This is a genomic window from Curtobacterium sp. BNK-1 (genome assembly GCF_048685235.1).
In the GTDB taxonomy this organism is placed as follows: Bacteria; Pseudomonadota; Gammaproteobacteria; order Enterobacterales; family Enterobacteriaceae; genus Pantoea; species Pantoea agglomerans.
This window is the reverse complement of the sequence record NZ_JBLQTJ010000001.1, coordinates 1,389,195-1,405,100: the sequence shown is the minus strand read 5'-3', so window position 1 is coordinate 1,405,100 and position 15,906 is coordinate 1,389,195. Positions and strand designations below refer to the sequence as shown.

The window sequence follows — 15,906 nt, the reverse complement described above, 5'->3', positions numbered from 1 at the left end:
GAAAAACGCTTACAAAAAAAATGGCCCCGACCAGACCGGCCGCTGGTGGTATAAGTCCAAAGAAGGATTGACTTACCCAGGCATATAGCCAGCGAAGGAACGCCTTCATTTTATTAAAATCTTGTTTAGTAGATTTAAAATCTGCTCTTCGCTAGTGGAACCTGAATTTTTCAAATAGATTATTTTAGACATTTCCGGCTCAATCAAATAATAGAACATTTCTAAATTAGCATTATATAAGTCGAAGTAATACTCCGCATCATCGAAGCGTAATTTTCTTGCTGCTTTTGTGGCAATCTCAAACTTACCATAAAATTTAAAAGCGGTCACGGCATACGAACTTGTAGCATTAATTACATTAATATGTGACTGTTTGAAATCCCGGGATTGTGTAATAACGAGAGCGATTAACTGTGCTATAGCAAGTTTAGAGAATTTACCAGAAGCATAATCAGACGCTTTTTCAGCTAACAGTCTCTGTATGTTCTGGATGCCTGTATCACCAATACGGCTCAGTTTTTTTCTGAAGTATATTTCTACCATCTTTAAAACCACGTCCTGCCGGGTAAACAGCATTCTGAGTTGCTTCAGGTATCGCAAATCTTCCTGCTTAAGTTGATTACAAACATCCTTGTAGTCATCAAAAAAGCATGAACCATAGCCGCTTGCACGTTGAGCGCCAGACACAATCCCCCTTCCTGTATCAAGCATTGTTTGATGTAACTCAGCAAGTGCCTTCTCAAAGTTAAGCGCAATGGTTCGCTCTGCCTGAAGTTTAATCTTAAGATAAGACATGCTCATACTCATCCCTTTGTGTAGAATTCCTTATGCAACGATTGTATACTGAAGTGAAAGGTATGCAAAGAGAATGGCTTATGAAAAGGATCAAGTGGCTGGCTTTATACACCGTATTTACTCTATTTTATCTTATAGTGATCCCGGAAATCATCTTCAGAACCCTTTCGGAAGATGCTTACATGAAGCTCGGTGAAATCGTAAATCCATTTCAAATTTTTCCTTCAACAGCGAATGCATTATTCGTAGCAATAATAATTTCAGCTTTGCTATTAGCATGGTTAACTATTAAATTAGTAAAGCGCGTTACCAGGCGTGGTAATTCTACGCTTTGATCTAACGCGATCAATAAAGAGCAGAGTAGAACTTAAAGTTTACGCCATTACCCGCCCGGACGAACCGCCCCGTTGACATTGCTAACCCGAACGATTGAGACCATTTTTCAGTTATTAAGTGCTCTCTCAGCTTTAAGCTTCAGGTCTTGCCACACGCCCTTTCCGGGCTGATAAGAGAACAGGTTACGGTAAAATACTCGCCTCAGTCATTATATCCCCGCAGATAAAAGCGGGGATTTTCATCATGGTGAGCGTGTTGCTTACCTGGCATGGCGCTAAAAGTCAGCCAGTTCAGCAATATGTTTGCCGCTGCGCAGCTCCAGAAAGTCGAGCAGGCGACGCGGCGTGACATTTAACACCCGATCCTCGGGAAAATCCACCTCGCGGGCGATGCGCAGGCAGTGATCGAAGTGACCCAGCGTAAACGCGGTGTGGGAATCGGAGCCAAATGCCAGCCGTCCACCGGCATCGCGCACGGCGGCGGCGATAGCCCGGCAGTTCGGTTCACTGCCCGGACGCGAATGGGTAAAGGAGGAGTTGTTCAGCTCCAGCGCCACATCGTAGTGCGCGGCTGCCTCGGCGATAGCCGGGATATCGACCGGGAATTTCGGGTTGCCTGGATGACTGATAATATGGACCAGCCCGCCCGCCATCGCGGCGATCATCGCATCCGTGTGATGTTTCCGGTCGCGCGGCGCATAAACCGGCTCGTGAAAACCGGCGACGATCAAATCCAGCGCATCGAGCATCGGGCCGGAACAGTCGATTTCGCCCTGCTGATTTTTAATATTGGCTTCGATACCGCGCAGAATACCCACGCCATCGATCACGCGCGGCCAGACGCGCATATTAATGAAGTGCCAGTAGTGCGGCGCGTCGGCCATGTCGGGGCCGTGATCGGTAATGGCAAACAGTTTCATGCCGGTTTGCTTCGCCTGAGTCACGTAGTCGTGCAGCGTGCTGTAAGCATGCGTGCTGGCGATGGTGTGCATATGCAGATCTACCGGATACATCCTCTTCTCCTGCTGATTGCCCCTGACGGGGCCGGTTCATTAATAGCCGCGCTGACGATCCACCCTGCCCTGCGGCGGCTCGCCTGCCTGGTCCTGGGTGATGGCGCGGGCGATGTAGTCGATAGCTTCGTCGATCAAGGTTACCGCCGCATTATGGGGCGTGATCGTGACGCGCGGATGTGACCAGAGCGGATGCGCTTCGGGCAGCGGTTCAACCTGAAAGACATCCAGCGCCGCCGCTTTCAGCTGCCCGCTATTGAGCGCGGCCAGCAGATCTTCTTCCACCACCTGCGCGCCACGCGCGATGTTGAGGAAGAAAGCGCCGTGCGGCAGCTGCTGTAAAAAGTGGTGGTCGATAAGATTAATGGTTTCTTGCGTGCTCGGCAGCAGGTTGATCACCACCCGCGTCTCCTGCAGAAAGGCAGGCAATGCATCGCGACCGGCAAAGCTGGTCACGCCATCGATCGCTTTGGGCGAGCGGCTCCAGACGCGTAACGGGAATCCCCAGGGTTTAAGGCTTTCCGCCACACTCTGCCCCAGCACGCCCGCCCCCAGGATGCCGATAGTAAAGTTTTCACGCGTGTAAGCGGGCAGTGGCTGCCAGCACTGTTGCTGCTGCTGGAGACGGTAGTCGTCAAAACGGCGGAACCAGCTCAGTACGCTATGAACCGCATACTCCTGCATCTGCCGCGCCATGCCGGTATCTTCCAGCCGGTACAGTGGCACGCTGTCGGGCAGCATCTCAGGGTTCTGCTGCAGCTGTTTCAGAATCTCGTCCACGCCTGCCCCCAGCGCAAAGACGCCGCGCAGGGTGGCGCGTCCCTGCAGCATTTCTGTGGGGGGCGAGCGGACCAGCGCGTAATCAGCCGGACCGTTATCGCCTGGCTGCCAGGCACGCACCCGCGCCTGGGGCAGACGCTGTTGTAAACCGTTAATCCAGGCCGCTGCAGACTGCGACGGGTGATACCAGATGATCTCCATCCTGCTCTCCTTTTTTTCTTTCAGCGTCAGGGAAAAGTAGGGTGAGAGCAAGAAAAAACCAGCGTAATAAAGCGGTTTTTTCCATAAAAATAATTCCCGTGGCTTCACATTTCCGGCTCGCTTCAGGGTGAAGTGGTCAGATAAGGTCTAAAGTTGGTCCTGTGGTCAATGCGTTACGCGCGGCCGCGTTTCGGACAAGGAGAAAAACCGATGACAAAAATTGAGGTAAACGCCGCTCCACGGCGTCAGCGTTATGCGCCCTTTCTGCTCACGTTGCTGCTGAGCGTACCCGCCTTCACTGCCCAGGCCGACGACAACAGTCGCATGCTGAATAATCAGCCGCAGCCACCTGACGTTCGTTTAGGACCGCTGTTTAATGCCGTGCAACAGGCGAAGTTCTATCCCGATCAAAAGACCTTTGCGGATGCGGTGCCGAAATTCGATCCCGCCTCAATTCTTGCCGACTGGCAGATGCAGAAGAAACAGCGCAATTTCGATCTTAAGCGCTTTGTGGATGCCAACTTTATCCTGCCCGCGGCCGGTGACAAATATGTGCCGCCAGCCGGACAAAACCTGCGTGACCACATTGATGGCCTGTGGCCGGTGCTGACGCGTACCACCAGCAGCGCCGGTCAGTATGACTCGCTGCTGCCGTTGCCCAAACCCTATGTGGTGCCAGGCGGGCGCTTCCGCGAAGTCTATTACTGGGACAGCTACTTCACCATGCTGGGGCTGGCCGAGAGCGGGCACTGGGATAAAGTGCAGGATATGGTGGATAACTTCGCCTCGCTGCTCGACCGCTATGGCCACATTCCCAACGGCAACCGCAGCTACTATCTGAGCCGGTCACAGCCGCCGTTCTTCAGCCTGATGGTCGATCTGCTGGCGACGCACGATAACGGCAAAGCCTATACCCGTTATCTGCCGCAGCTGCAGAAAGAGTATGACTACTGGATGGCAGACAGCGATAAAGTCGTGGCGGGCGCAGCCAGCAAGCGTGTGATTAAGCTGGCGGACGGCAGCCTGCTCAACCGCTACTGGGATGCGCGCGACGTGCCACGCACTGAATCCTGGATGGATGACATTGCCACCGCCCAGAAAGCGCCGCAGAGGAATAAAGCCGAACTCTACCGGGAGCTGCGTTCCGGTGCGGCGTCGGGCTGGGATTTCAGTTCGCGCTGGTTTACCGATGCGCATAACCTGTCGACAATTCGTACCACGCAGCTGGCCCCGGTTGACCTCAACAGCCTGCTGTTCCATCTGGAGCAGACCCTGTCGAAAGGCTATCAGATGAACAAGCAGAGCGATCTGGCGAAGCAGTTTGCCGATCGCGCGGAGAAGCGCCAGGCGGCGATCAACCGCTATCTGTGGGACAGCAAACAGAACTGGTACGCCGATTATGACTGGCAGAAAAAGCAGGTCCATCCTCAGCTGACTGCTGCCGCGCTGTTCCCGCTCTATCTGCAGGTCGCCAGCGATAAGCAGGCTGAAAGCACCGCCAGCGCAGTGGAAAAACAGCTGCTGAAACCTGGTGGTCTGGTGACCACCACCGTGAACAACGGTCAGCAGTGGGATGCACCCAATGGCTGGGCACCGCTGCAGTGGGTCGCTGTGGAAGGTCTGGAGCACTACAACCAGCCGAAACTGGCGAAAGAGGTGGGATTACGCTTCCTGCAAAACGTTCAGAACACCTATGACCGTGAGCATAAGCTGGTGGAGAAATATGTCGTTGATGGCAAAAATCTCGGCGGCGGCGGTGGCGGTGAATATCCGCTGCAGGATGGCTTCGGCTGGACCAACGGCGTCACGCTGAAACTGCTGGATAAGTACTGCCCGAAAGATAAAACCTGTAACAGCGCCCACGATATTCCGCAGGCGTCTGCCTCACAACCTTAATCCTCTCTGGATACCTCTGGCCTTGCCGGGGGTATCCCCACTTCATTTCCGCGAATTTTACTTGACCTTCTTTCATCAACAGGCAAAATTGCAGCCAATTTACAAAAGGTAATAATTCTCATTATGATAATGAGATTGCCTATCAAAGCTTTTATTCACCTGCCTGAACCTTTGCCAAGAAAGGAATTTTGATGAAACTGTCATTGTCGCTGAAAGGTTATGTTCCCCTATGCACCCTGGCGCTGACCGCGCCTGCTCTGAGTTATGCTGCCGATATGGTGGTAACCGCGCAACCGCAGGAAGATTCGACCTCGCCGACCCAGGGCTATCTGGCGACGACCAGCCAGGGCGCAACCAAAAGCGATCGTCCGCTGATCACCACGCCGCAATCGATTTCCGTGGTTACCCGTCAGCAGATGCAGGATCAGGGCGCGCTGACCCTGAATCAGGCGCTGGGCTATAGTTCCGGCGTCTTCACCAACTTCGGCGGTGCCGCGACCCGTTACGACACCATTGCCCTGCGTGGCTTCCATGGCGGCGATGTCGATAACACCTTCCTCGACGGCATGCGGCTGATGAGCGACGGCGGCAGTTTCAACGGCCTGCAGGTGGATAACGCCTTCCTTGAACGCATCGACGTGATCAAAGGCCCCTCTTCTGCGCTCTATGGTCAGACGGTGCCGGGCGGACTGGTGAACATGGTCACCAAGCGTCCTCAGTTCAGCGAAGAGGGTCACATCCAGTTGCAGGCGGGCAGCAACGCCACTACCGGCACGATGTTTGACTACACCAATGCCATCAACGATCAGTGGGCGTTTCGCCTGACCGGCGTAACCCGCAACAGCGATACCCAGTACGATCACACCCGCGAAGAGAAATATGCGCTGATGCCGCAGCTGATGTGGCAGCCGGATGAAGATACGCATCTGATCCTGAAAGCCTATCTGCAGAAGGATCCGTCGGGCGGCTATCACGGTTCGGTACCGGGTGACGGCAGCCTCACCGAACACAACGGCTACAAGCTGAGCAACGGCTTTTATGAGGGCAACAGCAATCTCGATCAGTTCAAGCGTCGCGAGCAGATCTACAGCTTCGATTTCGCCCATCGCTTTAACGACGTCTGGTCATTCTCCTCGACCGGCAGCTACAGCCACTCGAATGTCGATCTCGATCAGGTCTATCAGATTGGCTGGGACAGCGTGAATCCCGATCTGCTGAACCGCTACTACTCTGGCGAGCGCTCGTCGCTCTCGGCCTGGTCCACCGATAACCGCTTACAGGCAGAGTTCGGCACCGGAGAACTGGAGCACCGCGTCACCCTGGGTGCTGAGTATCATCGTTATAAAAATGAGATCACTGCTGCTGGCGGCTCTGCCAACCAGCTTAATGCACGGACTGGTGAACAGGTTGGCGACATGCCTGATTACACCTGGGCCGATAAAACCCGTCGCTACTATCAGACCGGCCTCTATCTGCAGGATGAGATGACGCTGGATCGCTGGCATCTGGATCTCTCCGGTCGTTATGACCGCATCGTCGCCAATAACAGCGGCAGCGATCGTCGTCAGGACGATCACATCAGCGGCCGCGCAGCACTGCTCTATGCCTTCGACAACGGTATCTCGCCTTACGTCAGCTGGAGCCAGGCGATTACCCCGACCGCGCTCACCGATCCCAACAACAACCTGCTGAAGCCAACTACCGCCGAGCAGTATGAAGCCGGGGTGAAATATCAGCCGGTCGGCACCCGCGATCTCTATAGCGTGGCGGTCTATGACCTGACGCAGAAAGATGTGGCGAACCGCGACGTGCTGACGGCGACTTATACGCCATCAGGCAAAGTGCATTCACAGGGCATTGAGCTGGAAGCGCGTAATCAGTTAACCCCGCGTCTGAGCACCGTGGCGAGCTATACGCTGAATCATCTGCGCTTTAAAGAGTCGGTAGATGGCAACGACGGACATACGCCATATGTCACACCCAACAGCATGGCTGCACTCTGGGGTCACTATCAGTTTGATTACGGTCTGAGTGCGGGTGCGGGCGTGCGTTACATCGGCAAACAGTGGGCGGACAATGAAAACACCACGCGTGTGCCGTCTGTTACGCTGTTTGATGCGTCAGTGCGGGCCGATCTCGGCGTCTGGAACAGCAGCCTGAAAGGTGCCTGGGTGCAGGTCAATGCCAATAACCTGACCGATCGTACCTATGTAGCGGGCTGTTACGGCACGGGCTATTGCTACTGGGGCGCAGAGCGCAGTGTAATGGCGACAGTCGGTTACGACTTCTGATAGCAAAATAAGAGATAAAAAAAGGGGACGAATCGCTTCGTCCCCTTTTTCGTTTAAACCTTTACGGTCAACTGCGTACTTTGCGGTAGATAAACAGCACCACGATGGCACCGATAACAGCGACCACAAAACTGCCGAAGTTAAACCCATCGACGCGGCCGAAGCCAAACAGCGTACTGATCCAGCCACCCACTACTGCACCGATAATACCCAGAACGATAGTCAGAATGAAACCGCCACCGTCTTTACCCGGCATAATCCACTTCGCCAGAATACCTGCGATTAAGCCAAAGACGATCCAGGAAATAATACCCATCTGTTACTCCTTCCTTTTTATGATTAAATCGTGAACGCCTGATTAATCAAGCGGTTTACCGCGATAAGTATAACCCGCTTTTCAAAAAATGCCTGCCTGCTCACAGTTATTATTGATGAATGGCATGCTAAAGCTTTTTTTTGCGGCGCCGATAACCGAGACGAGGCAAAAAAACCGCATCAATAAAGTAACCCCCCTTGTGGAGCAGGACGTGAAAGAAGCCGACCAGGAACAATATCTAAAACGTGGCACGCTGGCGGTTCTTGGCGTTATGAAAGATCTGCTGCGATTGCAGACGCCATTACTGGTGCGCTTTCCGCGTGGGCAGTTTATCAGCCGGATGCTGGCTGCCGATGAAGATCGCCTGCTGTTTGACCTCGGCAGTAATAATCTGGATAACGATTATGCCCTGACCAGCGACGATCTCAGTATCACTGCGGAAACCTACGGCGCTAAGGTGGAATTCAGCCTCGCCGCGCTGGAAATCGTGGAGTTTGAAGGGTTACCCGCTTTCAGCGCGCCGCTGCCAGACCTGCTGTGGCAGATCCAGCGACGTGAGTTTTTCCGTGTCTGCGCCCCGCTGGAGCCGCAGTTCTGGTGTCATACCGTGTGGCCCGATGGCAGGAAAACGCGCCTGCGTCTGCAGGATCTGTCGCTGGGCGGTATCGGCGTGCTGGTGGATGAAGCGCTGCCGGACGGGTTGCAGGACGGTGACAGTTTCAACCCGTTCCGGGTCGAGTTGGGCGAGTATGGCCATTTTGACGTGCCGGTAAAGCTGCTGAGCATTGGCGAGCGCAGCGTGGTGACTGGCAAAAATGAAACCCGCATCACACCGCGACTGAGCTTTCGTTTTGCCACGCTGAACCCGGCGCAGGAGCGGCAGCTTCAGCAGATTATTTTTGCCCTTGAGCGCCTGGCGCGCGATAAATCGACCCGATTCCAGTAACTGCTTTACGGATGCGCCACACAGGTGGGCCGCATCCAGGCTATGCTTCTTGCTTGTTTTCTTTTAAACCGGAACCCAGCAAGGAGACCCTCCCCAATGGAAAACTGGCTCTCTTCACGTCGTTTTCACTCCCTCTTTTTTAATCAGGAACTCTGGCTAAACAGCGCCATCGTGGTGGTGTCCACGCTGGTGATTTACTGGATATTACGTACTCTTATTCGCTTTATCTCCAACCGGATTGCCCTTTACAGCGAACATCGTCATGTTCGCGCCACTGCGATTCTGGTGGAGATATTGCGCAGTACCAGCCAGACCCTGCTGCTGATCTTTTCGCTGCTGATTGCCCTGAAGTTTGTCGATCTGCCCGCGTCGTGGAGTGTAACCATCGCGCACGGCTGGTTCCTGGCGCTGATTGTGCAGCTCGCTCTGTGGCTCGACTGTGGCATCCGGCTATGGCTGAAAAGTCTGCTGCGTGACCCGCTGCACGTGCGCAACCCGGTCACTACGGTGATCCTCGGGATTCTGCTGCGGGTGGTGGTCTGGATCATGATGTTCCTGGCCATTCTGTCGAACATGGGCATCAACATTACCGCACTGGTCGCCAGTCTCGGGGTCGGGGGCATCGCGATTGCGCTGGCGATACAGACGGTACTGAGCGATGTGTTTGCTTCACTGGCGATAGGCTTTGATAAGCCGTTTGAGCATGGCGATTTTATTGTCTTTGGTGACATTGCCGGTTCCATTGAGCATATCGGCCTGAAAACCACCCGACTGCGCAGCCTGAGTGGCGAGCAGATTGTCTGCTCAAATACCATTCTGTTGCAGCAGACGATCCACAACTATAAGCGCATGCAGCAGCGCCGCATCGTCTTTAAGTTTGGTATCAGCTATGCCACGCCGTCAGAGCAGGTCCGGGAGATCAGCCCGCTGGTGAAAGAGATTATCCAGGGCGTTGAGACCACCCGTTTTGACCGCGCCCACTTCCTGGCCTTTGAGGATTCAAAACTGACCTTCGAAGTGGTCTATTTTGTGCTGGATGCGGATTACAACAAGTACATGGATATTCAGCAGGAGATTAACCTGCAACTGATGGCAGCACTGGAAGAGCGAAATATCCGCTTCGCCTTCCCGATTCGTCAGGTGGAGTTCAGCGGCGGCAATCTGCCACCGGTGGATCTGGTTGCGGTACAGAATGATGATGACGAGGTGCGCAGAATGACGCGCTAAATCAGTGCCCGCCTTCCTTTTCAGGCGTGGCGCGCATACAAGCCGGTGCGGGCGGAATCGTGACCGCACCGGCTGCTTCATCCCCTGCATTCAGCCGTTCCGCCTTACCGCTTACTGATGCCGGTAGCAGCTCACGCCGAGATACTCACTGAACGCTTCCTGCAGCACACCAGCCGTGGCAGAGTGGTTCATCGCCACATGATGCTCAAAGCCGTTACTGCAGATCCACGCCAGCAGTGTCTCCAGCTGCGGCACCTGGATCACCGCACGGCAACCTACCGTGTCCAGCGGATCGGTGACCGACATTCCCTCTCCCACATAGGCTTTGATTTCGCCGCTGAAGTCGTCGGTAGAGAGGCGGAAATAGGTCAGATCGCCCTGCTTCATGCGGCCATGCACTGCGCCACAGGTGTTCTCTTTGCCCACGGTGGTGCCGATGATATCCGCCGTGCCCATGGTCGCTGACTCCAGGCTGGCGCTGGCGAAATTACCGCAGTGAAACAGCACACATTTGTCCCGCTCGTCGCCAAAGTTGTTGTTCCAGTCTGCCAGCGAGGCGGGGTTCAGCGAGCAACTGGCGAGCGCATACATCGACAGCGCCCCCATCACATCCACTTCGCAGGCGCTGGGCATCAGCTGGCCCGACATCACGCTCATGATTGAGCAGACGTTAATGCCCAGGTTCTCCTGCAACGACGTCCAGCACTGGATGGCGGTGGTATCGATATCGTTGTCGCTGATCCACTCGCTGATCACCACAAACAGTTTGGCCATGGTCACCAGTTTTTCACCCGGAATCCCCCGCGCATCGGCGTTGGCCTCCAGGATTTCACGCTTCTCTGCCACGCGGATATCGTCATCGCGCAGCCGGTTGGTGCGGGTAAAGATCTCCGATAAATCCAGGGTCTCCACCGCGATACCCATCTTCTCCAGCAGCTTTTCGCTGTAGCGCACGGTGTTGAATCCGGCGGGCCGGGCACCAATTGCCCCGACGCGTACCCGGCGCATAGCATTCACCACCCGACAGAGCTGGCTGAACCGCTGCAGATCCTGCATAAACACGTCGCCGCTCAGGGCGCAGACGTGCTGGCGGGTCAGCGTAAACGGGATGCCATATTGCCGCAGGTTGTTGCAGAGCGAAATTTTGCCGCAGAAGCTGTCGCGGCGGGTCGCCAGTCCCATTTTATCCAGATTGTCCTCTTCGGCCTGCACCAGCACCGGCACGTTCAGCCCGGCGAGACGCAGTGCTTCCGCGATGGCTTTTTCATCACCAAAGTTAGGCAGCAGCACCACAATGCCGTGAATCGCTTCGCGATGCTGTCGAAACAGCGCGGCGCAGGTTTTCGCCTCCTGACGCGTCTCGACGCCGCCCAGGTTGGTCTGGTTCTCATCCAGCATCACCGTATTAATATTCATCTTTTCAAACAGCGCGACCGCCTGCTGGCGCGCCTCGCCCACCAGATAGCTGGGAAAAAAACCCCGGTTGCCAATAATGACGCCGAAGGTTAACTGCTGAGGAAGTGTTGACATGGCTCTGCTCCGGATAAGGATTAATGTGGCTGATAACGACAGCGTGCAACGGCGTCAATCCAGCCTTTATAGTTTTCCTGCATACGCTGCGCGTGCTCTTCACGCGGCATGATGACGCTGCCGCCCTGCAGCGCCTGCATATCACTGCCCTGCTGCCACCATCCCAGCACTTTGCCTGCCAGCAGTGCCGCGCCCAGCGCGGAGACCTCGGCGGTAGGCACCCGCTGCAACGGCCGCTGTAACACATCCGCCTGTAACTGCATCAGCCAGCTATTTTCGGTGGCGCTGCCATCCACACAGAGCGCCGGAAGCTGCTGGCCGCTGGCCTGCTCCATGGCAAAAAAGACGTCGGCGATTTGCCAGACGATCGACTCCAGCGCCACCCGCGCCAGCACGGCGGGTGTGGCGGCATCCGTCAATCCGCACACCATGCCGCGCGCCTGCAGATCCCACCAGGGCGCGCCCAGGCCAGAGAGCGCCGGGACAAAATAGATGCCCTGATTATCGTCGCAGCGCTGCGCCATCGCGGTGAGCTCGCGCGGCTCCTGCACGCCGAGCATTCTGCCCAGCCAGGCGGCACCGGAACCGGTGTGAGTGATGTTGCCTTCAAAGGCATAACGCAACGTGCCGTCATGCCAGGCCACGGTGGTGCTGAGGCCATTTTCCGTCAGCAGCGGCGTCGCCATGGACATCATCAGTGAAGACCCGGTGCCGTAGGTGGCTTTCACCACTTCAGACTCGCCGCGCCGCTGCGCCTGTAAGGCGGCATGTGAGTCGCCGATGCGCGCCAGAATCGGCGTGCCTGGCGCTAAGCCGGGAATATCATTCACCGCGACCACGCCCTGTTCACTGGCTGAGGCGGTGATGCGCGGCAGCGCGGAGCGCGGCAGCTGAAACAGCGTCAGCAGCTCGTCGTCCCAGTCATTAAGATGCAGGCTGTAGAGTTGAGTACGGGAGGCGTTAGCATGATCGGTAATAAATACCTCGCCGGCGCTGAGCTGCCAGCTGAGCCAGCTGTCGACCGTGCCGATACAGAGCTCACCCGCCGCCGCCCGCGCCGCGCCGTCGGGAATGGCGGCCAGCATCCCGGTCAGCTTGGCGGCCGGAAACATCGGGTCAACGGCCAGGCCGGTCAAACCGGTGATGCGAGGTGCTTTGCCCGCCTGACGCAGGTCGCGACAGAGTGACTCGGATCGTCGATCCTGCCAGCTCACCAGCGGCGTCAGCGGCTTGCCGTCACGCCGCTGCCAGATCAGTACCGACTCGCGCTGATTACTGATCGCCACTGCCGCGACAGGCGCGCCACCACAGGCTGCCAGGCAATGGGTAATGGCCTCTTTTACCGCCTGCCAGATCGCCACAGGGTCCTGCTCAGCCAGTCCCGGCTGCGGGTGTTGCAGGGTTAAGCTCTGGCTGCCGCGTGCCACCACGCGGCCATCGCGATCAACCGCAATCGCTTTAGCATTGGTAGTGCCTTCGTCGATCGCCAGAATCAGGGGTCCCACCATGTTTATGCTCCTGCGCAGATGCGCGTTGCACTGTTCACCACGCTACTGGCATCAATGCCATGATGGGCGCGGGTAGAGGCGCGATCGCCGGCAATTGCATATTCCCCATCAGCAATGCCGAGCCGCAACAGCGGGATGCCGCAGCCGCCTTCCGCCAGCACTTCGGCCACCAGGCTGCCGACACCGCCATTAACGTTATGCTCCTCTACGGTAATCACCGCTGGGTAGTGATTTAACAGGTTGCGCAGCTGTTGGGTATCACAAGGTCGAATCGATGGAACCGCGATCACACCGGCTGAAATGCCCTGCTCAGCCAGTTGCTCAGCAGCGTGAACCACCTCGTGAACCGTTGAGCCCATCGCCACCAGTGCGATGTCGCTGCCTTCACGCAGCAGGTCGATCGCGCCCGGCCTGAACTGGTAGCTTTCCGCGTGCAGCTGCGGCAGATCTTTGCCATCCAGACGAATATAGACCGGCCCGATATGCTCAAGGGCGTAATCGATGATCTGACGGCACTCCAGTGGACAGGAAGGCGCATAGATCTCGATGTTGCCGAAACCGCGCATCACCGCAATGTCATCAATGCTGTGATGGGTACTGGCTAACGGGCCATAGCTGGTCCCGGCATTCAGCCCGAACAGTTTGACGTTGGTGTTGTTGTAGCAGACGTCGACTTTTACCTGCTCATTGGCGCGTGACACCAGAAATGGCGCGGCGTTACAGGTCACTGCGACCTTGCCGCCCAGCGCCAGACCGGCCGCCGTGCCCACCAGCGTCTGCTCAGCGATGCCGACGTTAATCAGCCGGTCGGGAAACGCCTTGATAAAGGGGGCGATTTTGGCCGTCGACGTAGAGTCGGCTACCACCGGCACCAGATCCACACCGCGATTCACCGCGTCGATAAAGGCCGTGACCATGACGCTTGCTAAATGTTGTGCATTACTCATCTTTCAGTTCCTCCAGTGCCAGTGCGATCTCTTCGCCTTTCGGCACCCGGTGATGCCATTCCGCCTTGCTCTGGATAAATGAGACGCCAAATCCCTTCTCGGTATGCGCCACAATCACCTGCGGTTTGCCGTTCTTCGGCAGGTTTTCAATGGTGTCGACCACCGCCGCCATATCATTGCCGTTGCATTCGGTGACCTCCAGCCCGAAGGCGCGCCATTTTTCCGGCAGCGGATCGGTGTTCATGATGTCGCGGGTCGCGCCCGCCAGTTGCAGCTTGTTTTTGTCATTGATGATGATCAGGTTGTCGAGGCCGTAATGCGCCGCCACCAGCGCCGCCTCCCAGTTGCTGCCTTCAGCCAGTTCACCATCGCCGGTCACCACAAAGATGCGGCGCGGGCTGTTATCTTTTTTCGCCGCGATAGCGATGCCCACCGCCACCGGCAGGCCGTGACCCAGCGCACCAGTATTCAGCTCAACGCCCGGCGTTTTCTGCCGTACCGGATGGCCGGGCAGATGCGAGTCGGCATGCTGATAGGTTGCCAGCCAGTCGGTCGGGAAGTAGCCCGCTTCCGCCAGCACGCAGTAATAGCCCCCCACCGCATGCCCTTTGGACTGGATATAGATGTCACGCTGATCGTCGTCTGTGCGATCCGGTGCGCAGTTCAGAATGCGGAAGTAGAGCGCAGTAAGGATCTCTACCTGTGACAGGTCAGCGCCGGTATGACCGCCTGCCGGGCTGCCCGCGTTAAGCTGGATGATGCGGCGGCGGATTGCCCGCGCCCGGCGCTCAAGGTCATCGACCGGAAGATTGAAAGGATTCATACACTACCTCTGAATTTTAAATCGGTTATGAATATATATTCACGTCGGTTAAAAAATTTTGTGCCTGAAAAAAGGGGCTAATAAACTAAACCGCCCTTTGTTCACTACTCTGCCCATTAAACCGGGCAGGCCGTCCGCTGCCAGGAATCACTCAGCGGCACCCGCTGTCCGGTTCAACGCACTTTCCCGTCAGGGTTTTGCCGGTGTCCCCTCCTCGATTAACGCTTTCTGAGCCACCACGGCCGCCTTCTGCTGCATCCGGCTCTGGGTCTGGTCGATGATCACCGCGATGATAATCACGATGCCTTTGATCACCATCTGCCAGAATTCACTGACACCCATCATGATCAGGCCATCCGCCAGAAAGCCGATGACGAAGGCACCAATCAGCGTGCCGAGGATGGTGCCGCGTCCGCCCGCCAGCGACGTGCCACCCAGCACCACGGCGGCAATGGCATTCATCTCAAACGCGGTGCCGTTAGCCGGATGGCTGGCGACCAGTTGCGATGAGACCACGATGCCAGCAATCGCCGCGCAGAATCCTGACAGGGTGTAGACCAGAATTTTTACCTGCCGGGTTTTCACACCCGACAGTTCAGCGGCACGTTCATTGTCTCCGATGGCATAGACCTGACGGCCAAACGGCAGGCGACGGGCGATGTAGGCGATCACCAGCGCCAGCAGCACCATCATCCAGATGGCGTAAGGCAGCCCCAGAAAGGTTCCGGCACCAATCCGATCGAAACCGGTATTGCCCAGCAGCGGATTCCCCTGCAGACCAGGAAAGGTCTCGCCGCCGGAGGTGAGCATCGCCGCGCCGCGCAGGATATACATGGTGCCGAGGGTGCAGATAAAGGGTGCCACGTTGTAGCGGGTAATGATCCAGCCGTTGCCCGCGCCAATCAGCGCGCCGATCAGCAGCACCACCGGCACAATCACCCAGACGCTGGGAAAAATAGCGATGCCAAACATCGGCAGCACAATGCCTTTGGTAATCAGCCAGCCGGCGATCATGCCGCACAGTCCCAGCGTCGCCCCAATCGACAGGTCAATTCCCGCGGTGATAATGACAAAGGTGATGCCCAGCGCCAGAAAGGCGTTGATGGCGATATGTTTCACCATGATCACCAGGCTGCCGGTGGCGAGAAAGTCCGGCACGGTGATGGCGAAGAAGCCGACGATCAGAATCAGCGCAATAAAAGTGCGCAGCTTCAGAAGCAGCAGCAGAATGCTTTCACGTGAACTGAACGCCTTAGCCGGAAGTGTGGTCAGCGCGACGCTGTCATTGCTTTTCATGC

At 56.4% G+C, this 15,906-nt stretch carries 13 protein-coding genes; 4 read left to right on the top strand and 9 right to left on the bottom strand.

Annotation, left to right across the window (positions count from 1 at the left end; all coding sequences use genetic code 11):
* Positions 1-105 precede the first annotated feature (105 nt).
* The 3 genes from ACMGGP_RS06700 to ghrA form a co-directional block, all read right to left on the bottom strand.
* A complete protein-coding gene (locus ACMGGP_RS06700; protein WP_045140493.1) occupies positions 106-801 on the bottom strand; it encodes a hypothetical protein in 696 nt (231 codons plus the stop codon).
* Between the two features lie 604 nt (positions 802-1,405).
* A complete protein-coding gene (locus ACMGGP_RS06695) occupies positions 1,406-2,143 on the bottom strand; it encodes a phosphatase (protein WP_033771485.1) in 738 nt (245 codons plus the stop codon).
* 39 nt (positions 2,144-2,182) lie between these two features.
* Positions 2,183-3,124: a glyoxylate/hydroxypyruvate reductase GhrA gene (gene ghrA, locus ACMGGP_RS06690; protein ID WP_045140494.1), complete on the bottom strand. Its 942-nt coding sequence runs from the start codon at positions 3,122-3,124 to the stop codon at positions 2,183-2,185.
* A gap of 210 nt (positions 3,125-3,334) precedes the next feature.
* On the opposite strand from ghrA, the gene treA reads away from it, so the two are divergent.
* Positions 3,335-5,020, top strand: coding sequence for an alpha,alpha-trehalase TreA (gene treA, locus ACMGGP_RS06685; protein WP_498798288.1), 1,686 nt, complete (start codon positions 3,335-3,337; stop codon positions 5,018-5,020).
* 191 nt (positions 5,021-5,211) lie between these two features.
* Positions 5,212-7,311, top strand: a complete 2,100-nt coding sequence (locus tag ACMGGP_RS06680) for a TonB-dependent siderophore receptor (RefSeq protein ID WP_498798287.1) — start codon at positions 5,212-5,214, stop codon at positions 7,309-7,311.
* Positions 7,312-7,378: 67 nt separating this feature from the next.
* On the opposite strand, the gene ACMGGP_RS06675 is transcribed toward ACMGGP_RS06680, so the two are convergent.
* Positions 7,379-7,627 (bottom strand): GlsB/YeaQ/YmgE family stress response membrane protein, encoded by a 249-nt coding sequence (locus tag ACMGGP_RS06675; protein ID WP_031375306.1) that lies wholly within the window; start codon positions 7,625-7,627, stop codon positions 7,379-7,381.
* A 211-nt stretch (positions 7,628-7,838) separates the two neighbouring features.
* Here ACMGGP_RS06675 and ACMGGP_RS06670 point away from each other — a divergent pair, with 211 nt between their 5' ends.
* Both ACMGGP_RS06670 and ACMGGP_RS06665 read left to right on the top strand, forming a co-directional pair.
* Positions 7,839-8,573: a flagellar brake protein gene (locus ACMGGP_RS06670; RefSeq protein ID WP_031592913.1), complete on the top strand. Its 735-nt coding sequence runs from the start codon at positions 7,839-7,841 to the stop codon at positions 8,571-8,573.
* Positions 8,574-8,669: 96 nt separating this feature from the next.
* Positions 8,670-9,800 carry a mechanosensitive ion channel family protein gene (locus ACMGGP_RS06665; RefSeq protein WP_064691169.1) on the top strand — a complete coding sequence of 377 codons (1,131 nt, stop codon included), beginning with the start codon at positions 8,670-8,672 and terminating at the stop codon, positions 9,798-9,800.
* 111 nt (positions 9,801-9,911) lie between these two features.
* Here ACMGGP_RS06665 and ACMGGP_RS06660 read toward each other — a convergent pair whose 3' ends face one another.
* From ACMGGP_RS06660 to ACMGGP_RS06640, 5 genes are all read right to left on the bottom strand, one after another.
* Positions 9,912-11,330: an L-fucose/L-arabinose isomerase family protein gene (locus ACMGGP_RS06660; protein ID WP_250327408.1), complete on the bottom strand. Its 1,419-nt coding sequence runs from the start codon at positions 11,328-11,330 to the stop codon at positions 9,912-9,914.
* 20 nt (positions 11,331-11,350) lie between these two features.
* Positions 11,351-12,838, bottom strand: coding sequence for an FGGY family carbohydrate kinase (locus tag ACMGGP_RS06655; RefSeq protein WP_498798286.1), 1,488 nt, complete (start codon positions 12,836-12,838; stop codon positions 11,351-11,353).
* Between the two features lie 2 nt (positions 12,839-12,840).
* Complete coding sequence (locus ACMGGP_RS06650) at positions 12,841-13,785, bottom strand: transketolase family protein (protein WP_498798285.1); 945 nt, start codon at positions 13,783-13,785, stop codon at positions 12,841-12,843.
* Positions 13,778-14,608 (bottom strand): transketolase, encoded by an 831-nt coding sequence (locus tag ACMGGP_RS06645; protein WP_010246187.1) that lies wholly within the window; start codon positions 14,606-14,608, stop codon positions 13,778-13,780. The genes ACMGGP_RS06650 and ACMGGP_RS06645 overlap by 8 nt, the downstream gene beginning before the upstream one ends.
* 189 nt (positions 14,609-14,797) lie before the next feature.
* The gene (locus tag ACMGGP_RS06640; RefSeq protein ID WP_010669880.1) at positions 14,798-15,904 is read right to left on the bottom strand and encodes an ABC transporter permease; all 1,107 of its coding nucleotides are present in this window, start codon (positions 15,902-15,904) and stop codon (positions 14,798-14,800) included.
* Between the last annotated feature and the right edge of the window lie 2 nt (positions 15,905-15,906).